The organism is Flavonifractor sp. HCP28S3_F3 (genome assembly GCF_052065355.1).
GTDB lineage: Bacteria > Bacillota > Clostridia > Oscillospirales > Oscillospiraceae > Flavonifractor.
The window spans coordinates 59,042-79,220 of the sequence record NZ_JBQHUF010000009.1 but is presented as its reverse complement, the minus strand read 5'-3'; the positions used below and the strand labels follow the sequence as shown (position 1 = coordinate 79,220).

Genomic DNA, 20,179 nt, shown 5'->3' with positions numbered 1-20,179 from the left:
TCACACTTTCTCGCGGATGGTCTTGCCCAGCAGACCGGCGGGCTTGACCAGCAGCACGATGATGAGCACGGCGAACACCACCGCGTCGGAGATGTTGGTGTTGATCACCTTGGCAAAGGTCTCGATGATGCCCAGCAGGATGCCGCCCAGCATAGCGCCGGGGATGGAGCCGATGCCGCCGAACACGGCGGCGGTAAAGGCCTTGATGCCGGGCAGGGAGCCGCTGGTGGGGATCAGGTTCTTGTAGCTGGAGAAGAGCAGGGCGCTGGCGATAGCAGCCAGAGCGGAGCCGATGGCGAAGGTCATGGAGATGGTGCGGTTGACATTGATGCCCATGAGCTGAGCCGCCGCCTTATCCTCCGAGCAGGCCCGCATGGCCTTGCCCATCTTGGTCTTGCTGGTGAACCAGGTGAGGGCCAGCATGATGACGATACAGGCCAGCACCGTGACCAGGGACACGTAGGTGATGTTCACACCGCCGATGGACAGGGAGCCCTCAGGAATGACGGAGGTAAACACCTTGGGGTTGGCGCTCCACAGCAGCAGAGCGGCGTTCTGCAAAAAGTAGCTGACGCCGATGGCGGTGATCAGTACCGCCAGGGAGGACGCCTGCCGCAGGGGCTTGTAGGCCAGACCTTCAATGACCACGCCCAGGATGGTACACACCACCACGGCCAGCAGAATACCAATGATGGGATTCAGGCCAAAGCTGCCGGTGGCAAAGAAAATCACATAGGCACCTACCATAATAATGTCGCCGTGGGCAAAGTTCAGCATCTTGGCGATGCCGTACACCATGGTGTAGCCCAGGGCGATGATGGCGTAGACGCTGCCCAGACTGATGCCAGTGATCAGATTATTGAGGAAGCTCAAACCATTCACCTCTCTCTATATACTCTCAAACACTCTGTATGGCAGAAACATCAGCGGCCCGGACGGGCTGCGGATGTGTCCGCCATACAAACGGATAACATGGGGAAAAGCGGGCTGCCGGGCGCGCCGGCAACCCGCTTTCATTCCTATGTCAGCGGATGCTGATACACTTACTGAGTGACGTACACGCCGCCCTCGACCTTGACGACCACGGGAGCCTTGGAGACCTCACCGTTGGTGGACCAGGTCATGCCGGTACCGGTCAGGCCATCCACGCTGAAGTCGGCGGAGGTGAACTGGGCAATCAGAGCCTCGCAGATCTCCTGAGCGCTCATGTCGGCGGTGACGCCAGCGGCGGTGCAGGCCTCGTAGATGGCATACATGCAGTCATAGCCGTCAGCAGCGAACTGGTTGGGGATGCCGCCGTAAGCAGCCTCGTACTCGCTGACGAAGGTCTTGGTGCGCTCGTCCTCGCCCCAGGCGTTGAAGGGAGTCATGAGCATCAGGCCCTCGGCCAGGCTCACGTCAAAGCCCTCCATATCCAGGATGCCGTCCATGCCGTCGCAGCCGAAGAAGGTGGGCTCATAGCCCATAGCCTTGGCCTGAGACAGGATCAGGGAAGCGGGGGTGTAGTAGATGGGCATGAACACCAGGTCAGCGCCGGCCTTCTGAGCCTCGCCCAGCTGCACGTTGAAGTCGGTGTTGCTGTCATCGGGGAAGGTCTGAACAGTGACGACCTCCAGGCCGATCTCCTCGGCGGTAGCCTGGAAGGCATTGTAGATGCCGGTGGAGTAAGCGTCGCCGTTGTTGTAGATCACGGCCACCTTGGTACCCAGGTTGTTATCCTTGATGTAGTTGGCAGCGGTAATACCCTGGTTGGGGTCGGTGAAGCACACCTGGAACACATTGTCCTTACCGTTGGTCACATCGGTGGAAGAGGCGGAAGGGGTGATCTGGAAGTAGCGGGCGGCATTGGTCTCAGCAGCCACGGCCACGCAGGGGTTGGTGGTGGTGCAGCCGTAGATGATCTGAGCGCCGTCGCCGATCAGCTTGTTGTAGGCGTTGACGGCCTTCTCGGTGTCGCCCTCGTCGTCCTGGGAATCCAGAACAAACTGCAGGCCGCCCAGAGCGTTGATCTCCTCAATGGCGATCTCAGCGCCCTGCTTGGTAGCCATGCCGTACACAGCGGCGGAGCCGGTCAGGGGGCCGATGCCGCCGATCTTGATGGCGCCGTCGGTGTTGCCGGTAGAGTTGGTCTCGGTGCCGGCAGGAGTGGTCTCGCCAGCGCCAGGAGTGTTGGCAGAGCCCTGATCGCCGTTGCCGCAGCCGGCCAGCATGGAAACGCACAGAGCACCCGCCAGCGCAAGAGACAGGATGCGAAGCTTTTTCATTGTGAACTCCTCCTTCTTAGAAGTTGTTGACAATTATATGCGCAACGTCGGAAATTGTCAACCTAAAAACTGCACAATGGCCGCCCCAGAGGGGCGGCCATTGTTGGAAATATGAACAAATTGTGAATGCTGTTTCCCGTTTCTACACGATTAGCCCGCCGTTTGGGGCCAAAACCTGGCCTGTCACAAACTTTGCGCCGGGAGAAGCCAGGTACCACAGGGCTTCCGCCACATCCTCCGGTTCCCCGATGGTCCCCATCGGTGTCTCTTCCGCCAAAACCGCCAGATCTTCCGGACCCAGGTTGGCGTTCATCTCCGTGTTGATGACCCCAGGAGAAACACAGTTTACCGTGATGCCGGAGGGCCCAAGTTCCTTGGCCAGAGCCTTTGTCATGCCAATAACAGCGGCTTTCGCGGCGGAATAGGCCACCTCACAGGAGCCTCCCACCTGTCCCCACATGGAGGACACGGTCAAAATCCGCCCCTCCTTCCGGTGGATAAAATGGGGCAGCGCCGCCCGGATCGTGTAAAACATCCCATCCACATTCACGGCAAACATCCGCCGCCAGTCCTCGTCGGTCAAATCGCCAAATAATTTTTGCTGAGCAATGCCGGCGTTACATATCAGAATGTCAAGTTGACAAAATTTATCCAACACATTGTCAACCATTTTCCGAACCTGCTCCGGGTCGGACACGTCGGCCTGCACCGCCCAGCCGCCTGTCTCCGCCGCCAGAGCCTCCGCCCGCTCCTGTGACCGGCAGTAATTGATGATCACCCGGTCTCCCCCTGCGGCAAACCGCCGGGCCGCTGCCGCGCCGATGCCCCGGCTGCCGCCGGTAATCAGGACTACACGCTGGGCCATCTCTCATACTCCTTTCAGCCAGTCCACGCACAGGCCGTGCCAGGTCGCAGCGTGGGCATTGTAGTGGGCCTCGTCCCGGGCACTCTCCCGGTCGGCCAGCCCCATGGCGTGGGGCCCGCGGGCAAACAGATGCAGCTCCACCGGCACCCCTGCTTTTCTCAGCGCCAAAGCGTAATCCAGGGTATTCTCCACCGGCACCGTGGCGTCCTCCCCAGTGACCCACAGGAAAGCGGGCGGGTGGTCTTCCCTCACCCGTCGGTCCAGCCGCAGCTCCTCTTCCCCGCCCAGAGGGGAAATATAGCGCAGCTCGTTGATCACCGGGTAGCCCAAAACAGCGGCGTTGGGTCGCACCTGTTCCGAAGTCAGCTCCAGCTTTTCCTTTAATATAGGGTGGTCCCACAGACAGGACAGACAGGCCGCCAGATGTCCGCCGGCGGAAAAGCCGCACACCGCCACCCGGTCAGGCCGGATACCAAATTCCTCAGCGTGGGCCCGGATCCATGCCAGCGCTGCCGCCACCTCCAAAAACTGCTGGGGCCAGCCCTGCGGCAGCAGACTGTAGGAGAGTACAAAGGCCTGTACCCCCGCCGCTGCAAAAGCCAAAGCTACCGGCTCGCTTTCCGCCGGAGCGATACGCTCATATCCACCACCGGGGAGGATGAGCACGCCCCACCGCTCACCGTCGTCGGCCAGCAGTCCGGTGCGGCTGCGGCAATATACCTCCAGCTCCGCCCCACTACCGGTCAGTGCTGGGTGAAGTTCTTCCGCTCCTACCTTAAAATACCCCATTTTGTCCCCCTAAATATACTGTTCTGCTTTTGAGTATACCAGCCTCACAATTCTTTGAAAAGAGAAAATAAAAAAGTATTGACATCTGCGTTTTTTCCGGGTATAATGATCTACGCTGTCTGGACGATTAGCTCAGCTGGTAGAGCATCCGCTTGACGTGCGGGAGGTCACAGGTTCAAGTCCTGTATCGTCCACCAGGAAAACCGCTGTTTTTTCTTGAAAACAGCGGTTTTTTGTTACTTTTTTATCTGTTTTCTTCCTCGCGCTATTTTGCCAAATTGTTTTTGACCACATAACAGCCACAGACAGGAAAAATCGCCGCCCTCCGGAAGTGCTTTTCCGGAGGGCGGTTTTCTGTTCTCAGCCTGCTTTCTTCTTGGCCCGAAGTGGTTCCAGCTCTCTTTTCATCTCCGCAATCAGCTTCGCCAGTCTCCGTTCACACTCCTCCTCCGTGGAGGCATAGACATTTCGGGCAATGCGCTTGCCGTTGACCTTTGGGGAGTACCGCCCCTCCCAGAGGTGGTCGTTGATTTGGGTCATACACCCGGTTCCAGGCTTGCGGTACTTTCCTTTTACCGCCCGGAAGGGCGTGGGTGTCGATTCCTTTTTCCATGTAGGTTTTGAGGGCGGCTCCACACCGGCGATTCCCCGGTCGATCCGGTCGGCGGCCTTCTGCCTCATCTCATCGGTCACATGGGCATAGACATTCAGGGTGGTGGCGCTGGACACATGGCCGATGATGGCAGACAAGGTCTTGATGTCCATGCCATGCTCCAGGGCGTTGGTGGCAAAGGTGTGACGCAGGTCGTGAAACCGCAGATGCTTACACCCCGCCCGTTTCAGCACAGAGGTCAGTTTTTTCCGCACCGCTGCCGGGTCCAGGGGAGAATCCGTTTTCTTTGGCGAGGGGAACATCCAGCGGGAGGAGCAGCTTTTACGGTACCGCTCCAGAACTTTCAGGATAGGCCCCGGCAGAATCACGCTCCGGCTGGAGGTCTTGGTTTTGGGCTGTGAGACTACCAACTCTCCCTTGATCCGCTGTATCTGCCGCTCTATCCGCAGCGCCCCTGTTCGGAAGTCCAGGTCATCCCACTGCAGGGCCAGGATCTCGCCCCGGCGCAGTCCGGTGGACAACTCCAGCAGAAGAAGCTCATAGCACCCGTCCTCTTTTGCCTGAATGAGCAGGCGTTGGATCTCCTCCCCCGTCAGCACGGCCATCTCTCTGGGATGGGTGGCTGGCGCTTTGCAGTTTGCGGCTGGATTTTTTAGAATCAACCCATCCGCCACCGCCTTGTCCAGCGCCATGCGGCAGGTCACATGACAGCTTTTTACCATGCGGTCGGACAGCCCCGGACCGTACTGCTCCACCCTCAGGAGCCGTCCTCCCTGTTTCAGACGGTGATAAAACTGCTGGAGATCACTTTGGGTCAGTTGGGAAAGGGGTATGTATCCCAACTCCGGGATGATGTGTTGATAGATCCGGTTTTCATAGTCCACCCGGGTCTTGGGCTTGATGGCTGGTTTGCAATCTGTCTGATACCAGCGATCCAGCCAGGCCCCGAAGGTCATGTCCCCCTTGGGGCGTTTCGCCACAGCACCTTTGAGGCTCTCTTTCAGTGCCTTCAGCTTGGCCGCACACTCCCCCTTGGTCTTGGCCAGCACATTTTTCGTCTTTGGACGGCCCTTTTCATCATGGCCCACCACATACCGCCCCTCCCAGCGGCCATCCTTTCTCAGGTGGAGACTGCCGTCGCCCCGTTTCCGTTGTTTTGCCATGGTTCCATCTCCTCTCCCAACAGTTCTGTCATGAAGCCCCCTACGATCTCGGCGGCATTACGGTGCATATCTCCGGTCACATGGGTATAGGTGTCCAGGGTGAAGCTGGCCTTTGTATGCCCCAGGATACCGGACAGGGTCTTGGCATCCACTCCGCTGGCCAGGGCATGGGTGGCAAAGGTATGGCGCAGATCGTGAAACCGAAGGTCAGGCAGTCCAGCCTCCTCCAATAGGCCTTTCAGCCGCCGGTAGGCGCTGCCCGGACCGACCGGCTGCTCCGGGCAGAGAGGATTCGGAAAAATCCACTCCGTCAGGGCGGACTTTTTTCGCTCCCGCAGAAGCCGGGCCGTGCTGGACGGAAGCAGAATTGTCCGGATTCCTGCATAGGTCTTTGTACTCCCCGCCTCCACTCCACCGCCCTTCCTGGCATGGATGGTACGGCATACTTTTAATGTTCCGGCAGCTTCATCAAAGTCTGACCACTTGAGGCCGCACAGTTCCCCTCGCCGCAGACCGGTGGTCAGTTCCGTAAGGAAGAAGTCCCGCCAGATCCAATCCTTTTGGATCACTGCTTTGAATGTGTCCAACTGAGCGTTATTGAGAATCCCCTTTTCCCTGTTGACCACCTTAGGCGGCGTCACTCCATCGGCAGGGTTGGCTGGAAGCAGTCCTTCCTCTGTGGCCGTTCTCAGGGCATGATGCAAGGTGGTATGAATCCCATGGACAGTTGTCGAGCTCAGCCCAGAACCTGAGACTTTCTTCCTCACCATTCGTCCGCGCTCCAGGAGTATTTGATAGAGACCACTCAAATCCGCCGGAGTAATTTTGAGCAGTGACTTTTCTCCCAGGTAAGGCTTGACATGGTTGTTCAGATCGCTCCGGTACCCATTCAGGGTGCTCTCCCGAACCGTTCCTGTCATGTACGTATCCAGCCACTTGTCCAGCCACTGGGACAAGGTCATTTTGCTCTCTTCGGTCAGATCCACGCCCTGATAGGCGTTGATATTCTGCCGGAGCTTGGCGGTCAGTTCCTTCTGGGTGTCAGCATAGATGTAGCGGAAGATGGAGTCGCCGTTTTCCTTATGTCCGATGACAATGCGGCCCTCCCAACGCCCGTCTTCCCGCTTGCGCACCATGCCGTCCCCGGATGGCCGTCTCTTTGCCATTTTACTTCACCTCCAAGATCATATTTTTATTTTGCGGCGGGGAATCTGTGAGACTCGGCTATGCACTGGTAGAGCACGGCTCCGCAGTGGCGGCAGATCAGATATTGAAGCCGATTACCCAGCAGGCCGTGCTTCTTAAAGGTAATCAGTGCCTCGCCGTGCTGCCAGCCCAGGCCGATATCCTCGCTCCCGCAATACTGGCACCGCTGAATGGGAAGTTGGGTTGTCATCTTGTTCAACCCTCCTCTTCCAGTTCCCGCCGGATACGCTCCACCTCCAGCTCCCGGAGCAGCCCCATGGCCAGCCGGAACCCGGCCTCGAAGCTGGCTTGGGCAAGGTTCGCTTTCAGTTGGTCTTGTGTATCCACCAGACGCATCAGCTCCCGCCGCTGCGTCTGGTCCAGCCAGTCCCGCACCTCCTGCCGGGTTTGTTCGATTTCTTCTTTCAGTTCCCCGAAGTCCGGTGCCCGGAAGTAGCGCCGGTATAGCTCGTTCATGTAGTAGCCCATGTGTGCCGCCTCCTTATCAGCAACACACAATACCCTAATCTCAGAAGAATAGCCAGCGGGTTTGACCACAGTTATCAAATTGTTATCATTTGCAAGGGAGCTTTCTTTGTTATACACTGTACTAAAATCGCCCATTATGTTCGGTTTGCAACAGATGAGCTCTTATGTTACAATGCATACATCAACCAACTTCTGTAATGGAGGTTTTACAAATGTCCAACTCCATTGACCGATCCATTCGATCCGCCGAGCTGTCTTTGCAAATGGAAGGCTTTTCGGTATCGCCTATCTGCAAAGATCTTTGCCGCAAGCTGCTTTCCGGCGAAATTACGCTGGAGCAATATCTGGCCCATGTTATGCCTGACAGGAAGAAGGACTAGTATGGCTTACAGTATTGACGCGATAACCGACGGCTGTTATCCCGGAACAACTTGTCTCATCAACAAACTGGGGATACAAGATGAGTCTGTATTGGCTGAAACGGAAGCCGCTGTCGTTTTAGGCAAGGCAAGCCTGCTGGATCAACAGCCGATCCAGGGCGAGTTTGACTTTGACCACTACAAGCGTATCCACCATTTCCTATTTTGTGATCTCTATGATTGGGCAGGTCAAGTGCGCTCTATCAATATTTCAAAAAAGGGGACGGCATTTGTTTCCCCAGACGAGATTGAATCCTGTGCAGACGCTTACTTTAAGCGATTGAGCACCTTTCATCCAGACGGATTGTCCCATCGGCAGTTAGCGGAAGAAGTAGCGGACTTTTACCATACCGTCAACATGCTGCACCCTTTTCGTGAGGGAAATGGCCGCACTCAGCGGCTTTTCTTTGCGCAGTGGATTCAGCATCTTGGCTATGAATTCACGTTAGCAGATGTGGATCCAGACACATTTATGATTGCTACGATTTATGCGGCGCAAGGGGTTATGGATCAGCTAATTGATTTCTTTGAAGATGCAATTCAGATCCCACGTATGGATATAGGATTCAACCTTTCATGATTTGCACGTTTACCGGGCGGTTTTTGACTGCCCGGTATTTTTATCCCATGGTCATGCCACCCATATTTTGTGTCTCCACATGGTCATCTGGTTTGTGGCCCAGGGCAATCCGCTTTTCCTGGAGTGCCTGTAGCCGCTTATGGTCAATGTGCAGCCCCGTGCTTGTGGAATCCTCCGGCACATTGGCCCGGAAGATGTTGCCCATGTGGTGGAGGAGTTGCGTGGCAGAGAGCATCAGGCTGGGCGGTCCGGGCGGGCCCTGCCCCATGCGCTCCTTGAAAAACTGTGCATAGGTGTGCCCCTGCATTGCCGCAGCCCGGAACCAGCCATAGGCAATGCTCTCGTCTTGCTCCACCCCTTCCCCCATCAGGTACAGCTTGCCCAACAGATACTGTGCCCAGGGGTTCTGTGCCTCTGCAGCCTGCCGAAAATACTCCGCCGCCCTATCCGCATTTTTAAGTACGTGCTCACCCCTCAGATACTCCTTGCCCATCGCGTAGGCAGCATAATCGTTCCCGTTTTGCGCCGCCGCGTTAAGCCACCGGATGCCCTCACCCGGATCGTGTACATTGGGATCGTCAGAGAGAAGCAGTTTGCCAATCACATATTGAACCTGGGGTAATTCACGCTTCGCCGCCTGCTCTAGCCAGTGTCTGGCCTTCTCCGCGTCAGGGATCAGCAGCCCGCCGTCCCGGTACAGCTGGCCCAGGAAGGTTTGGGCATAGGGATCACCCATCTCCGCCAGCAGCTCCAGCCTTTCGGCGGCCTCGTCCCGTTCTTCCAACGGGAACGCCTCATTTTCAATGATTCTCCGCAGCTCCCGGCATGTCCAGGTGGGCGTCCGCTCATCCACCCAGTCACCGCTGTCCTCCATATCTCTGTCCTCGAAAGAGATATGGTTCAGCCGGACGTGCTCAGCCTCCTGAATCACCGCATTTTTGATGGCGCGGAACTCTTTCTGTTCAGAGAGCGGCGGGCGCTGCCGCGCTCTCTCGGCGTAGAAGTCATTCACTTTACATTGCAGCTCCCACCACTTCTGGTAGCACCTGTCCACAACAGGCAGGTGCTCCAGCTGGTTTACGATCTTATCGACCTGCTGCTTTATCTGCTTTGGAAGATAGCCATAGGACTTCTTACCCTTCACATCTTCGAGGCTCTGGGCCAGATTTAAGATCATCCGCTCTGCTTCAGGATACTCACAGACCGACTCACTCATCTGCCGGGACAATTCCAGCATGGCCTTCCGGGTCTCCCGCACCAGTTCATCTCTGCTTTCAGACTTCTGCTCATAGAGGTGGAGCATTTCCTGTTTGAAGATCTGATTGGTCAGCGTGGATTTGATCTGCCGGATGCCATCCCTGGATAGGTAGGCCTGTCCAGGTTTCACCGACCACGCCATCATGTGCACATGCGGATGCTCCCCTTCATCGTGGAAGGCAGCGTACCATCGGAAGTCCTGGGGCTTGATATTCATGGCGGCGGCGATATCGTTGCGGTGTGTACGCAGAAGCGCACGCCACGCCTGGGCGTTATCATAGCCTAGACGTGCGGCGTCCTCCCGGTGGAGGGAGATGATGTGTGTCCACACATTTCCGGTGTAGTGCTCCAGCTCCAATATGGCCTTGTCCAGATCCACACCGTCCTCATCACTGAACAGCCCATGGTCACCCAGACGCTCCGCACGTGGACGGGTGGCGATGTACCTGGCGTAGCCCTCCGAGGATTGTACCTGAGACCAGTTCTTCTCCAGCGCCAGAGTAATAAGGGACGAGGCGTTGGCCTTGGTGGGGTGTTGTGCGTAGTCCTCATACTCCAGCAGATTTTTCGTGTCAGGAAAATCTTTCACCAGCTTTGTGATGAGCTGCTCCTGCTTGCGAGTGGGCGGGCGGTCATCCGGAATGATCTCCACCCGCTCCCGTGTGGCGATGTACTTCATGTAGCCGCCTGCACCCTGGTCACCGCCGCATTTGATGTAGGGGCTCTTAACAATCAGTCTTGCCATGGATCATCCTCCAGCTCCCGCAGCTTCTGTACCAGCGACACCTTGCCGCTGGTCTTTTTCACGTTAGCCACACTCTCTGCCCGCTGACGGCGCAGTTCTTCCTCGCTCACGTTGACACATTTGAACAGCATACTCAGTCCCATGTCCAACTCCACCGCCTGTTTGAAGAGCAGCGACGCCATACGGTTTTCCATCCGATCCAGCCGGCCGTCCAGATAAGACTGGACGGCGGATGGCAGGAACAATCCGGAGTTGTTGGCGCTGAGATAGTCCAGATAAAAGTCGATGGCGTTTTCGATGAATCCGGTGATACTCCGGCTACCGTCTTCCGTATATCTCCGCTCCAGGGCCGCCTTTTTCTCCGGCGACAGGTAAAGGGGGAATTTCTCTTTTTTGCTCATCATGGCCTCCTTTCCGGGGCTTGACCCCTATTTTTTCTTGTGGGAGTAAGCGCAGCGGGATAACGACCGCATAATTTCCTGTTCTCTCTGCTTTTGACCCCATTTTTAGCACTTACAGAAACGCCTGAAACTGCCCGCACCGCGGGTAGAAGTGATGGGCAAAGGCGTCGATGTTGACGCCTTGCCTTTATCCCGCTTCTTATTTCGTCCCTCGAAAGCGGCCTAATCCGCTCCCAAAGCCCCAGGTGGGGTAGGGACTCTACTCTGCCCAGAAGCAGGGCACACAGCGCCTCACAACGGGGTACACGGGCGTTTTACGCTTCCAGGCGAAGCAGCTGCTGTTGATAACAATAATCCACCGCCATCTGTATCGGCAGGATGGTGTAGAGGTTATTCCCATTCCACTTCATACCACATTTGTCAATATAGCTGGTGCTCTCCACCGTGATGAACTGCCTGTCCGCCAACTTCGTAATGTGCTTCATCACAGTGGACACGGCAAGATGCACCGCATCCGAGATCGTGCGGTAGCTGGGATGACACTGATGTGTCCGACGATCTTCACAGTAGAGCAGGTAAGCGTAGACAGTAATAGCACCATGACCGATGTTCAGGAAGAACAGTTCATTTGGAAGAGAGAAAAAGTCCTTGCCGGTGCTCTTGAGTACCGGTATCCTGTTTTGATTTAGAAGCCCACGATAGTTCAGTGCAGAGATCTGTTCCGCAGCCATGTCTTTGCTCATGTGCAAACGGAATGCAATCTCCTCTGCACTTGGAGCAATATAATTTTTGCAATGCACATGGAGATAGCAGAGATAAACAAGGACAGCAAATCCCTGCGGTTTGAGATTCCACTTCCAGATGTCATTGGGAATTGAGAAACGACACCGGTTCATCCGCGATCACCTCCTTCCGTGTGCTCCGTGACCCATCGGATGAATTGTTCCTTGGGCACCACCATGCGGCTGCCCACACGCAGTACCGGGAAGCCTGGTTCGTGCATGAGTTCGTATCCGCTGGATGGCGACACGCCCAGCACCTGCGCTACCAGATTCGCATTGAGAAACAGCGGCAGGTCATCGTAGGTTTTGTAGACAGATTCTTTCATTTCAAATTCTCCTTTATAAAAAAGTAAGGACATCAGCGGCGGTGCTGATGTCCTTCTGCTTGTATTGTGTCGGAGATTTTGATAGACTTGGAAAAAAGTGAGACAATTTATTTTTCAAGTGGGACAATTTTGAGAGGGGGCATGTTCACATGTATGGAGATATTGTCTTCTATACCCACGGCAGCACCATAGAGTACGGCGGAGAAATTTTTGCGGCCGGTGAACTGACCGCGGACATATTGAACTTTGCTCCCGAGGACTACCGGCCCATCCAGCGCCTTTTGAACCGCATGAAGGAGTTGGCCAGGCAGTACGAGGACACATTAGAGCGCGGCGTATGGTGGGAACTGAACAATCAGTTTATCGAGCTGCGCAGTCAGTTGATGCGGTATCGGGTATTTCAGATTTTACTGAAGGAGGATGACCGGTTTCTCAACGAGACCCAGCAGTACACAGAGCGCTATTCTTTGTTCACTGACGAGGAGATGGATGAGCAGGACTGCACTGTGGAACGATGTCTTGATCTGTACCAGAAGGAGGAAGAGGAACAACGGACACCACCATTTCTCCTCATTGTGAATGGTGGTAGGGAGGACAAGTGGCGGTACTACAAACTGCAGATGGCCCGCTATCAGCGATACATCGATGATGTTATCGTGTTCAATCCTACGATCCATAACTTTATCAACTTTCTTCTCTCCAAATTGAAACGAAACTCCCCGGAGGCGTACGCCGCCGCCCTGTATCAGCTTTACAATGACGAGCGCCTGGTGGAGAAGCTGATTGCGAACCCTACCGGCCCGGATCGACCCTTCTATCAGAAGTACGATCACTGTGTGGTAAGCTATCTGCCCAGAGAATTCCCGGACGGAACCTTCGCCATCGCCCAGGAGCACACAACGGACAGTTTGCAGATGCTGCTGAAGGCCGACTTCATGACAGCGCTGAACGCCGGACATAACATCCGCCGCTGTATTGTCTGCAAGAAATACTTCCTGGTTCGCAGCGGTGTCCATGTCCTCTACTGTGAGGGACGCTGCCCGTTGGATGAGCGCTTCACCTGCAGGCAGTACGGCAGCTATGAGATCCAGAAGGAACTGGCACGGGACGTGCCGAAAATCAAGGCCAAGATTACCGCTTTTAACCGCATCCGAAAAGACTATCAGCGGGGAGCCATTACAGAGGAAGAGATGCGCCGCCTGAAGGACGCTGTGCGGGACGAGTTGTTTGACGCACTGAGCAGCCCCGATATCTCCAATGAGGACTTCAAGCAATCAATCTCCTCCGAGCGCCTTTACCCACTTTACGGCATAGCCCGCCAGGCCAAGCCTCGGGGACGTCCCCGCAAGGTGGAGGACGGTGACGACGCATGACCAACGAGAAATTGTTGGAGCAGATGGCCAACGGCGATGAGGCGGCTCTGACCACGCTGTGTCTGATGAATATAGGATTGGTTAAGGAGCGTGCCCGGTTGATTGCCCGCCAGTATCACTGCCTGCGTCAAACTCAATACGGTGGTTTGAGCGATTACGCAAAAGAAACGCTCTCGGGACTGGAGAGCGTGGGAAAGCTGGCATTGATAGAGTGTATACGCACCGGCAGTTATGACACGGAGAAGGGCCGGTTTACCACTTACATCACCCCGTTTCTGGACGGAGCCATGCGGCGGCATCTGGAGTGCAGTATGGGGACACTTGCCCTGGACCGGGACAGCATGGGATTGGTGAGAAAGGCCCAGCGTCTTTATCATCAGGAAGGGAAAGAACTTAGCGAGATCTGTATGTCCCTTGGAATCTCTTTCCGTGCGGCTGCCAGGGCAGTTGCCTACTCCACACATTTCTTCTCTGTCTATGATCTACAAGGCCCGGATGATGACGGCGATATTTACGAGCGGCTTACCACGAACCGCCTTTCAGGTTCTGCAGAGGATGCTGTGATCTGCGCAATGACCATGCCTGCGGGAAGAGTTTATGCAGCTTTCCAAAAGGGATCAGGAGATTTTGGGACGGTGTTTCGGTGTGTACGGTTTCCCTAAGTCAGATCTGCGGGAAATCGCCATGCGAAACCGCATGAAGGAGTCCGGCGTGGAAAAAGCCAGGGATCAGGCACTGAAACGTCTTCGGGATCGGTACCGGAATAGCTTTGCCTGGGAGCTCCGCCGGGCCAGACAGATGGTGCTGGAGGTCATGTGTACAGAACATCTTTGTTAACAGCATGATAAAAAATTCAGCTATTCAATGTAAGGTAGCGGCGGACAGCGCAGCCCTAATGCGCCGAGAGTTTAAATCATCTATTTTCAATTGACTTACTGCAAATATTCTTTATAATGGTAACCAAACGAATATAGTGCTCCGACTTTTGTGGCACCGGCGCGTTCTTTTTTGGAAGACACGCCGGGATGTTCCGCTGAACAAGGGAATTGGGTGAAACTCCCAAACACGTTTCCGGGAACCGGATGTAGTCTCGGATTCTGTAGCTGTGAGCATAGAGTGTCTGTTTTTTCTGCGAAAGCAGGTCACTGGCAGGCTGTAATGGCCTGACTGGGAAGGCGAACCAGATGCGCGGATGCGGTTGTCCGCATCGGGATATGCGAGTCAGAAGACCTACAAAATAACGGGTGTTATTTCTTTGCGAAACAACACCTGTTCTGTCTGGAAAAGCGGTAGCATTTGCTGCCGCTTTTTATTTTTGTATCAAATGGGAGGCTGATTGGGATACAGGCGCTCTTGCTCCAGCAAGTTGGACATGAGCAGCTGACAGAGGAAATGCTCCAGTTTATCCATGAGTGCAGCTTCCTGAAGCAGAGGTAAATCACAGCGATAGTGCTGTTGAACCTGGCGCAGCAGATGCTCGCCCCAATCTCCGGCCTCCAGTTCAGTCAGCATTCCAGCACGGCGCTGATCTTCCAAATGCACATAGAGCACCACAGCCCCAACCAGGAATGCGTCCTGATCCAGTTTTTTTATGGTTCGGGCAATTGCGGCATCCTGCCCCGGTCGCCGGGCCAGGCAATAAGCGGACAGCGTGTCCGCAGTGATCCCAAAGCGATGCAACCTCCTGAGTACGGTATGCTGCTCCTGCGCACAAAAGCCGGTTTGTCTGAACAGCGCCTCCGTGACGGCCTCCCGGACGGCCTGCGCCGCCAGTTCTCCAAATTTAAAATGTTTGCCTGCGTTCAGCAGCATTCCTTCCTGTCCGGTTCCGCAAATGATGACCATGCCGTCTGTCCCGGTTCCGGTGGCAAGCTCTCGTGATATGCTGCTCCCCTGCATCAGATCCCGAAGCACAGCGGTCTTGGCCTCGGTGGCTGTGAGTATCAGCTCCGCCATGGCGCCGGGAGCAAGAGGCCGATCCGTGATCAGAAAGATATTGATGGTTCCGGGCGGCACAGAGGTGAGCGCGCCGTCTGCCTCTGTCAGAAATGCCGGATCACCGGCGCAGAGCGCGTTGACGTCGGCACCGCCGGATACTGCGGCCGTAATTTGCAGATCCTCCCAGCGTTTGGTGATGACCACCATGTTGTCCAGATTTGCCGCCGTATCCAGGCCGGTGGTGTGATCCGGATCCAATCCCAGACGTCTGGCCACCGTGCGCTGGTGTTCCCGCAGATTATTTCCCTGCATAGGCTGACAGACACCGGCCATGCCGCAATCACAGTAGTTGAAAGCGGCGGTCAGATCGTCCCGCATGCCGCCGCCGTTGGCCCCCGTGGACAGCACCATGCGGGGGCCGGAAAACCGAAAGACAGCAGCCTGTTCTGTGCAGGTCAGGCGGTCGCCGTTGCACAGCTCAAAAATACGTTCCATACATCATCCTCCGGGATTCTCCGAGATGTTCTGAGTAAATTATAACAGATAACAATAAGTAGGAAAAGGCGAAAGGAACTGTTGGAAATGAAAATGCGAAATGTGCTCCCGTTCGCGCTGGCTGTACTGCTTCTGGCGGCCCTGGCCGGGTGTACCCCGGCGGAAAACACGGATGCGAACACCACACCGCAGCAAACACAAAGCGCATCGACCGACCGTCCGGACACCGATCGCAGCGGCAATCCCATTACTCTGCCGGATCAGGTGGACAGCATCATCTCCATGGCCCCCTCTGCTACCCAGACGCTTCTGGACCTCGGCATGAAGGACAAGCTCATCGCCGTGGATACCTATTCCGCCATGTACTTTGGCCTGGAGAATCTGCCCACCTTTGACATGATGGAGCCGGACACGGAGCAAATGGCTGTCCTTGGTGCAGATCTGATCTTCACCACCGGTATGAGCGCCTCCTCCGGCGCCGATCCCTTCAAACCTCTGCGGGATATCGGCGTCTGCGTAGCGGATATCCCCTCCGCCTCCAGCATCGAAACCATGCTGGAGGACACCCGGTTTATTGCTGCCTGCGTGGGTGCTCAGGAAACATGCGAGAGCCTGATTGCGCAGTTCCAGGAGGAACTGGATCAGCTGTCTGACATCGGAGCAGGCATCCAGGACAGTAAGCGTGTAGTGGTGGAAATCGCATGCGCGCCCGACATCTACACCGCTGGCAGCGGCACCTTCATGCAGGAGATGCTTACGGTCATCGGCGCGGAGAATATTTTTGCCGATCAGGAAGGGTTCGTCGCCGTGACAGAGGAATCGGTGATCACCCTGAATCCGGACGTTATTCTGACCATGGTGGACTACGTGGAAGATCCCGTAGCAGAAATCCTGGGGCGAACCGGCTGGGAGCATGTTACCGCCGTGGCCAACGGGGACGTGTATCTGGTCAACACGAATGCGGTATCTCTTCCCAATCTCCATGTGATCGACGGCATGAAGCAGATGGCCAAGATGATCTATCCCGACGCATACGCAGGGATCGAAGATCCCTTTGCCGGGGAAGCTGCGGCATGAAGCGGATCGTCAAGATACTCCTTGCCGTTGCCGCGGCCCTGCTCATTCTGGTGGGCAGTATCGCCGTCGGCTCTGTGAATCTCTCTCCCGGACAGGTGGCAGAGATTTTGATGGCCAAGCTGTCCGGCGGCTCCGGAACCGTTGACCCAAATCTGAGCGCCATCGTATGGGAGATGCGCTTTCCGAGGGCGGTGCTGGCCTTTCTGACCGGCGCGGCTCTGTCCGCCAGCGGTACAGTCATGCAGTCCATTTTGAAAAATCCGCTTGCGTCCTCCTATACCCTGGGCGTTTCCTCCGGCGCCAGCCTCTGCGCAGCTCTGGTGATGGTCACCGGCGTTACGTTCCCGCTTCTGGGAAGCCTGTTCACCCTGCCGGCAGCGGGTTTTGCCGGGGGGCTGGCCACGGTGTTTCTGGCCCTGGCCTTTGCCGCCCGGTTGGACGGCAAGATGGAGAATCAGACGGTCATCCTGGTGGGTATGGTGTTCTCTCTCTTTGTCAACGCCATTCTGACGCTGATCACCGCCCTGTCCCGGGAGCACCTGCAGCAGATGGTCTTCTGGCAGATGGGCGGCTTCACCGGCCGGAACTGGTCCCATGTGGCAGTGATGTTCCCGGTTCTGGTCCTCTCCATGCTGGTATTGCAGCGCTTTACTCCGGAGATGGATATCATGAGCTTTGGAGAGGAGCAGGCCATGTCCATCGGCGTGGATCTCAAGCGGATCAAGCTCCTTTTGATCGGCATTGCCGCCCTGCTGACCGGCACGGCAGTGTCGCTGGTGGGTGTTATTGGCTTTGTGGATCTAATCGCGCCTCATGTTGTGCGGCGGATCTTCGGTTCCTCCCACCGTCTGGTGCTGCCCTTGTCCGCCTTGTTCGGCGGCACATTTCTGATGTTGGCGGAGTTGGTTTCCCGCACGGTGATGGCGCCCACGATTATTCCTGTAGGAGCGGTGACAGCACTGGTAGGCGCTCCCTTCTTCGCACTGGTGTTCTTCCGCGGCAGAAAGCTGAAATGAGGTGGAGTTTGTATGCTGCATCTGAAAAATATTTGTGCCGGATATGGAAACGGAGATATTCTGCACGATATTACCTTTGATCTGCCTCTGGGACAAAATCTGTGCATTCTGGGGCCTAATGGCTGCGGGAAAAGCACATTGCTGCGTACCATCTCCGGTCTTCTGGACTGCCGTGGGGAACTGACCCTGGATGGGAAGCCGGTGGCCGCCATGCGCCGGCCGGAGATTGCGTCTCACATGGCCATGATGAGCCAAATGAGCACCGTCTATTTTTCTTTTTCGGTCTTTGAAACAGTGATGATGGGCCGGTATCAGAAGCTGCGCCGGGGACTTTTTGCATCCCCGTCCAGAGAGGACAAGCAGTGTGTGGAGCAGTATCTGCGGGCCACCGGGTTGGAGCCGCTGCGGGAGTGTCAGATCTCCGAGCTGTCGGGCGGCCAGCTTCAGCGGGTATTTTTGGCCCGGACGCTGGCCCAGGAACCGGAGATCATTTTACTGGACGAGCCCACCAACCACCTGGATCTGAAGCACCAGACAGAGCTGGTGAGCTATCTTAAAAACTGGTCTCAGGAAAAAGGACGGACTGTCATCGGCGTACTCCACGACATCAACCTCTCCCTGATGCTCTCCGAGCAGCTTTTGTTTTTGAAAAATGGTTCTGTGGCAGGGATGGGGCCTGCCAATATGCTTCTAACAAGAGAGTTTCTCCATGAAGTTTATGATATGGACGTAGCCTCATATATGATGGCCTCCCTCAAGCGTTGGGAGCAGGTATCTTAACGGTATTCGGACATGCAGAAAAGCACATGGCCTGTCCCTGCGTCGGGTACAGGCCATGTGCTTTTTCTATTTTTCCCAGGGCGTGTACAGACAATAGGCCGGACAGAGCTCGCCCATATAGATCCATACATTTTCTCCCATTTCGATGGGCTCCCCGAAAACCAGGTTAGGAACCATCAGCTTCAGAGTGGTGCGTTTGAGACCCTTGATGTTTTCCCCCTCCTGAGTGGGAGCCTTGCTGAAATCCTCAATCCGCTGGGCCAGATCGCTGATTCCCAGCTCCCGGGAGAGCCGGGGGATTACCTCATCCTTTACGGCGTATACCACATGATCCGGATTTTCAAACCAGGTTCGACTTATCATAACGCTTGCCTCCTGTCAGTTGGTTTTTTGCGCCAGTTTTTTGATCTCGCCATACTTGCCGATGATATAGTCATAGCCCTCCCTGCGATGGGGAATCAAGCAGCCGCTGCAATCCTTAATCCCCCCAGCAATATAGGTGAAGTTTCCGCCGCATTTATCTCCCAGTGCATACAGCGGGCAGTAGCAGAACAGGCAGTTAAAGTTTTCCGGGTCATTGGTGGAATGGCAGGGGAAGTATTCGCATTTGCTGTTGGAAAAGAACTGAAAGTGCTTTTCGGACGTCGATGATTCCATACCGCTTCTCCTTTCATTTTACTGACTGATACATCACTCATGATATACTGACCGGCGGTGAAACAGAAAAAGGAGGTGCCCGGGCGGCACCTCCTTCTGACAAAAACACGCTGGCCCTAACAAGAAGGCCAGCGAGCAAAGCAACGTACACAACGGAGGACACGCCCGCTGTTTCCCCCTGCATCCTGCCATGGTGCAAGTCTCCTGACTTACGTTATGAGAGCTTGGCTCTCTGCGTCCATTTCCTACCTTCTCACAGGGTCTTCCCCCGCAATGGCGGACTTTCGTCCAGACGGCATACGCCGCTTCGGAATGGCCTCACGTACACAGTGCCGGTCGCGCGGGACTTGGATATCCCATTCGTTTTAGCTGCTGCCTGATCCTTGTCGGCAGGATCGTTACAGCAAACAGCCACACCATGCAATAGATACAGTGATATGAAATTTTCAAACCGGCGGCAAACGCCGGGCCTGGAACCAAGAATGGATTTAAATATAGCATAGCACGCCTTGTGCAGGTTGTCAAATGCTCTTTAATTTGTTTAGAAACAGGGCTCCAAGGGCTCCTTTCTGAAGAAATTTAAAAAATAGCAAAAACAGAATAGCATTTTGATACGGCTTGTGCTATAATGCAAAAGCAACAAGGAAAATTAAATATGAAATCCGGCTTTTGTGGCAAATGCGCGACCCGGCTCCTATGAGCTGGACACGCATCCTTGTTTCTGAACAAGGGAATCAGGTGAGAATCCTGGACATGTTTCGTCCGTGACCCGTCCGTGAAAACGGCGGCAAAGGGGCGATTCTATAGCTGTGATTGTGGAGCAAATCCGTTTTCTGCGAAAGCAGGTCACTGGCGGCTGTAATGGCTTAGCTGGGAAGGCGGCGGATTTGCGTTGGCGGGCATAGCTCCGCCTGGACACATCAGTCAGAAGACCTACTAAGAGCTTACCCCCGGATCTCCGGGGC

General features: G+C 55.5%; 23 protein-coding genes, 1 tRNA gene and 2 riboswitches. Of the genes, 9 read left to right on the top strand and 15 right to left on the bottom strand.

Going from position 1 to position 20,179, the window contains the following annotated elements:
* The 4 genes from ACTNB1_RS09540 to ACTNB1_RS09525 form a co-directional block, all read right to left on the bottom strand.
* Positions 1-873: a branched-chain amino acid ABC transporter permease gene (locus ACTNB1_RS09540; protein WP_441169098.1), complete on the bottom strand. Its 873-nt coding sequence runs from the start codon at positions 871-873 to the stop codon at positions 1-3.
* 170 nt (positions 874-1,043) lie between these two features.
* A complete protein-coding gene (locus ACTNB1_RS09535; RefSeq protein ID WP_441169097.1) occupies positions 1,044-2,264 on the bottom strand; it encodes an ABC transporter substrate-binding protein in 1,221 nt (406 codons plus the stop codon).
* 142 nt (positions 2,265-2,406) lie between these two features.
* A complete protein-coding gene (gene ymfI / locus ACTNB1_RS09530) occupies positions 2,407-3,129 on the bottom strand; it encodes an elongation factor P 5-aminopentanone reductase (protein WP_441169096.1) in 723 nt (240 codons plus the stop codon).
* 3 nt (positions 3,130-3,132) lie between these two features.
* Positions 3,133-3,918, bottom strand: coding sequence for an alpha/beta hydrolase (locus ACTNB1_RS09525; protein ID WP_441169095.1), 786 nt, complete (start codon positions 3,916-3,918; stop codon positions 3,133-3,135).
* 121 nt (positions 3,919-4,039) lie between these two features.
* Here ACTNB1_RS09525 and ACTNB1_RS09520 point away from each other — a divergent pair.
* A tRNA-Val gene (locus ACTNB1_RS09520) sits at positions 4,040-4,115 on the top strand.
* A 163-nt stretch (positions 4,116-4,278) separates the two neighbouring features.
* Here the strand turns inward: ACTNB1_RS09520 and ACTNB1_RS09515 are convergent.
* From ACTNB1_RS09515 to ACTNB1_RS09500, 4 genes are read right to left on the bottom strand one after another with little or no spacing between them, the layout of a single operon-like run.
* Positions 4,279-5,694 carry a tyrosine-type recombinase/integrase gene (locus tag ACTNB1_RS09515; RefSeq protein ID WP_441169094.1) on the bottom strand — a complete coding sequence of 472 codons (1,416 nt, stop codon included), beginning with the start codon at positions 5,692-5,694 and terminating at the stop codon, positions 4,279-4,281.
* Positions 5,652-6,860 (bottom strand): tyrosine-type recombinase/integrase, encoded by a 1,209-nt coding sequence (locus tag ACTNB1_RS09510; RefSeq protein ID WP_441169093.1) that lies wholly within the window; start codon positions 6,858-6,860, stop codon positions 5,652-5,654. Before ACTNB1_RS09510 ends, ACTNB1_RS09515 begins: the two co-directional genes overlap by 43 nt.
* Before the next feature lie 26 nt (positions 6,861-6,886).
* Positions 6,887-7,090, bottom strand: coding sequence for a hypothetical protein (locus ACTNB1_RS09505; protein ID WP_441169092.1), 204 nt, complete (start codon positions 7,088-7,090; stop codon positions 6,887-6,889).
* Between the two features lie 5 nt (positions 7,091-7,095).
* Complete coding sequence (locus tag ACTNB1_RS09500) at positions 7,096-7,368, bottom strand: DUF6809 family protein (protein ID WP_441169091.1); 273 nt, start codon at positions 7,366-7,368, stop codon at positions 7,096-7,098.
* 212 nt (positions 7,369-7,580) lie between these two features.
* Between ACTNB1_RS09500 and ACTNB1_RS09495 the strand changes: the two genes are divergently transcribed.
* Together ACTNB1_RS09495 and ACTNB1_RS09490 are read left to right on the top strand one after the other, a co-directional pair.
* On the top strand, positions 7,581-7,748 hold the full coding sequence (locus ACTNB1_RS09495) for an antitoxin VbhA family protein (protein WP_441169090.1): 168 nt from the start codon (positions 7,581-7,583) through the stop codon (positions 7,746-7,748).
* A gap of 1 nt (position 7,749) precedes the next feature.
* A complete protein-coding gene (locus ACTNB1_RS09490; protein WP_441169089.1) occupies positions 7,750-8,367 on the top strand; it encodes a Fic/DOC family protein in 618 nt (205 codons plus the stop codon).
* Positions 8,368-8,407: 40 nt separating this feature from the next.
* Here ACTNB1_RS09490 and mobP3 read toward each other — a convergent pair whose 3' ends face one another.
* The 4 genes from mobP3 to ACTNB1_RS09470 form a co-directional block, all read right to left on the bottom strand.
* A complete protein-coding gene (gene mobP3 / locus ACTNB1_RS09485) occupies positions 8,408-10,369 on the bottom strand; it encodes a MobP3 family relaxase (protein WP_441169088.1) in 1,962 nt (653 codons plus the stop codon).
* Positions 10,357-10,770 (bottom strand): hypothetical protein, encoded by a 414-nt coding sequence (locus ACTNB1_RS09480; RefSeq protein WP_441169087.1) that lies wholly within the window; start codon positions 10,768-10,770, stop codon positions 10,357-10,359. Before ACTNB1_RS09480 ends, mobP3 begins: the two co-directional genes overlap by 13 nt.
* Positions 10,771-11,084: 314 nt before the next feature.
* Positions 11,085-11,666 (bottom strand): helix-turn-helix domain-containing protein, encoded by a 582-nt coding sequence (locus tag ACTNB1_RS09475; RefSeq protein ID WP_294698284.1) that lies wholly within the window; start codon positions 11,664-11,666, stop codon positions 11,085-11,087.
* Complete coding sequence (locus tag ACTNB1_RS09470; protein WP_130870209.1) at positions 11,663-11,878, bottom strand: helix-turn-helix transcriptional regulator; 216 nt, start codon at positions 11,876-11,878, stop codon at positions 11,663-11,665. The genes ACTNB1_RS09475 and ACTNB1_RS09470 overlap by 4 nt, the downstream gene beginning before the upstream one ends.
* Before the next feature lie 149 nt (positions 11,879-12,027).
* On the opposite strand from ACTNB1_RS09470, the gene ACTNB1_RS09465 reads away from it, so the two are divergent.
* The 3 genes from ACTNB1_RS09465 to ACTNB1_RS09455 are packed head-to-tail and all read left to right on the top strand — an operon-like array spanning position 12,028 to position 14,088.
* Positions 12,028-13,251, top strand: a complete 1,224-nt coding sequence (locus ACTNB1_RS09465; protein ID WP_441169085.1) for a DUF6076 domain-containing protein — start codon at positions 12,028-12,030, stop codon at positions 13,249-13,251.
* On the top strand, positions 13,248-13,913 hold the full coding sequence (locus ACTNB1_RS09460; RefSeq protein ID WP_441169084.1) for a hypothetical protein: 666 nt from the start codon (positions 13,248-13,250) through the stop codon (positions 13,911-13,913). Before ACTNB1_RS09465 ends, ACTNB1_RS09460 begins: the two co-directional genes overlap by 4 nt.
* Positions 13,914-13,935: 22 nt before the next feature.
* A complete protein-coding gene (locus ACTNB1_RS09455; RefSeq protein ID WP_441169082.1) occupies positions 13,936-14,088 on the top strand; it encodes a hypothetical protein in 153 nt (50 codons plus the stop codon).
* Between the two features lie 154 nt (positions 14,089-14,242).
* Positions 14,243-14,503, top strand: a riboswitch (cobalamin riboswitch).
* A 68-nt stretch (positions 14,504-14,571) separates the two neighbouring features.
* Here ACTNB1_RS09455 and ACTNB1_RS09450 read toward each other — a convergent pair.
* Complete coding sequence (locus tag ACTNB1_RS09450) at positions 14,572-15,684, bottom strand: adenosylcobinamide amidohydrolase (protein WP_130870206.1); 1,113 nt, start codon at positions 15,682-15,684, stop codon at positions 14,572-14,574.
* An 87-nt stretch (positions 15,685-15,771) separates the two neighbouring features.
* On the opposite strand from ACTNB1_RS09450, the gene ACTNB1_RS09445 reads away from it, so the two are divergent.
* Genes ACTNB1_RS09445 through ACTNB1_RS09435 form a run of 3 tightly spaced genes read left to right on the top strand, consistent with a single transcriptional unit; the run spans position 15,772 to position 18,557 of the window.
* Positions 15,772-16,761 (top strand): ABC transporter substrate-binding protein, encoded by a 990-nt coding sequence (locus ACTNB1_RS09445; RefSeq protein WP_441169080.1) that lies wholly within the window; start codon positions 15,772-15,774, stop codon positions 16,759-16,761.
* The gene (locus ACTNB1_RS09440) at positions 16,758-17,777 is read left to right on the top strand and encodes a FecCD family ABC transporter permease (protein WP_349139619.1); all 1,020 of its coding nucleotides are present in this window, start codon (positions 16,758-16,760) and stop codon (positions 17,775-17,777) included. The genes ACTNB1_RS09445 and ACTNB1_RS09440 overlap by 4 nt, the downstream gene beginning before the upstream one ends.
* A 12-nt stretch (positions 17,778-17,789) precedes the next feature.
* Positions 17,790-18,557 carry an ABC transporter ATP-binding protein gene (locus ACTNB1_RS09435; RefSeq protein WP_130870203.1) on the top strand — a complete coding sequence of 256 codons (768 nt, stop codon included), beginning with the start codon at positions 17,790-17,792 and terminating at the stop codon, positions 18,555-18,557.
* A gap of 66 nt (positions 18,558-18,623) precedes the next feature.
* Here the strand turns inward: ACTNB1_RS09435 and ACTNB1_RS09430 are convergent, their stop codons facing one another.
* Both ACTNB1_RS09430 and ACTNB1_RS09425 read right to left on the bottom strand, forming a co-directional pair.
* Entirely contained in the window at positions 18,624-18,920 is a 297-nt protein-coding gene (locus tag ACTNB1_RS09430) for a hypothetical protein (RefSeq protein WP_130870202.1), read from the bottom strand.
* Between the two features lie 15 nt (positions 18,921-18,935).
* Positions 18,936-19,214 (bottom strand): cysteine-rich small domain-containing protein, encoded by a 279-nt coding sequence (locus ACTNB1_RS09425; RefSeq protein WP_130870201.1) that lies wholly within the window; start codon positions 19,212-19,214, stop codon positions 18,936-18,938.
* 691 nt (positions 19,215-19,905) lie between these two features.
* Positions 19,906-20,166, top strand: a riboswitch (cobalamin riboswitch).
* Positions 20,167-20,179: the final 13 nt, after the last annotated feature.

Bases quoted from the DNA above. Each gene is read 5' to 3' on its own strand.
- ACTNB1_RS09430 (WP_130870202.1), bottom strand. From the start codon at position 18,920: ATGATAAGTCGAACCTGGTTTGAAAATCCGGATCATGTGGTATACGCC.
- ACTNB1_RS09490 (WP_441169089.1), top strand. From the start codon at position 7,750: ATGGCTTACAGTATTGACGCGATAACCGACGGCTGTTATCCCGGAACA.
- ACTNB1_RS09535 (WP_441169097.1), bottom strand. From the start codon at position 2,264: ATGAAAAAGCTTCGCATCCTGTCTCTTGCGCTGGCGGGTGCTCTGTGC.
- ACTNB1_RS09525 (WP_441169095.1), bottom strand. From the start codon at position 3,918: ATGGGGTATTTTAAGGTAGGAGCGGAAGAACTTCACCCAGCACTGACC.
- ACTNB1_RS09505 (WP_441169092.1), bottom strand. From the start codon at position 7,090: ATGACAACCCAACTTCCCATTCAGCGGTGCCAGTATTGCGGGAGCGAG.
- ACTNB1_RS09460 (WP_441169084.1), top strand. From the start codon at position 13,248: ATGACCAACGAGAAATTGTTGGAGCAGATGGCCAACGGCGATGAGGCG.
- ymfI (WP_441169096.1), bottom strand. From the start codon at position 3,129: ATGGCCCAGCGTGTAGTCCTGATTACCGGCGGCAGCCGGGGCATCGGC.
- mobP3 (WP_441169088.1), bottom strand. From the start codon at position 10,369: ATGGCAAGACTGATTGTTAAGAGCCCCTACATCAAATGCGGCGGTGAC.
- ACTNB1_RS09445 (WP_441169080.1), top strand. From the start codon at position 15,772: ATGAAAATGCGAAATGTGCTCCCGTTCGCGCTGGCTGTACTGCTTCTG.
- ACTNB1_RS09470 (WP_130870209.1), bottom strand. From the start codon at position 11,878: ATGAAAGAATCTGTCTACAAAACCTACGATGACCTGCCGCTGTTTCTC.
- ACTNB1_RS09480 (WP_441169087.1), bottom strand. From the start codon at position 10,770: ATGAGCAAAAAAGAGAAATTCCCCCTTTACCTGTCGCCGGAGAAAAAG.
- ACTNB1_RS09500 (WP_441169091.1), bottom strand. From the start codon at position 7,368: ATGGGCTACTACATGAACGAGCTATACCGGCGCTACTTCCGGGCACCG.
- ACTNB1_RS09450 (WP_130870206.1), bottom strand. From the start codon at position 15,684: ATGGAACGTATTTTTGAGCTGTGCAACGGCGACCGCCTGACCTGCACA.
- ACTNB1_RS09425 (WP_130870201.1), bottom strand. From the start codon at position 19,214: ATGGAATCATCGACGTCCGAAAAGCACTTTCAGTTCTTTTCCAACAGC.
- ACTNB1_RS09515 (WP_441169094.1), bottom strand. From the start codon at position 5,694: ATGGCAAAACAACGGAAACGGGGCGACGGCAGTCTCCACCTGAGAAAG.
- ACTNB1_RS09510 (WP_441169093.1), bottom strand. From the start codon at position 6,860: ATGGCAAAGAGACGGCCATCCGGGGACGGCATGGTGCGCAAGCGGGAA.
- ACTNB1_RS09455 (WP_441169082.1), top strand. From the start codon at position 13,936: ATGCGAAACCGCATGAAGGAGTCCGGCGTGGAAAAAGCCAGGGATCAG.
- ACTNB1_RS09465 (WP_441169085.1), top strand. From the start codon at position 12,028: ATGTATGGAGATATTGTCTTCTATACCCACGGCAGCACCATAGAGTAC.
- ACTNB1_RS09440 (WP_349139619.1), top strand. From the start codon at position 16,758: ATGAAGCGGATCGTCAAGATACTCCTTGCCGTTGCCGCGGCCCTGCTC.
- ACTNB1_RS09475 (WP_294698284.1), bottom strand. From the start codon at position 11,666: ATGAACCGGTGTCGTTTCTCAATTCCCAATGACATCTGGAAGTGGAAT.
- ACTNB1_RS09435 (WP_130870203.1), top strand. From the start codon at position 17,790: ATGCTGCATCTGAAAAATATTTGTGCCGGATATGGAAACGGAGATATT.
- ACTNB1_RS09495 (WP_441169090.1), top strand. From the start codon at position 7,581: ATGTCCAACTCCATTGACCGATCCATTCGATCCGCCGAGCTGTCTTTG.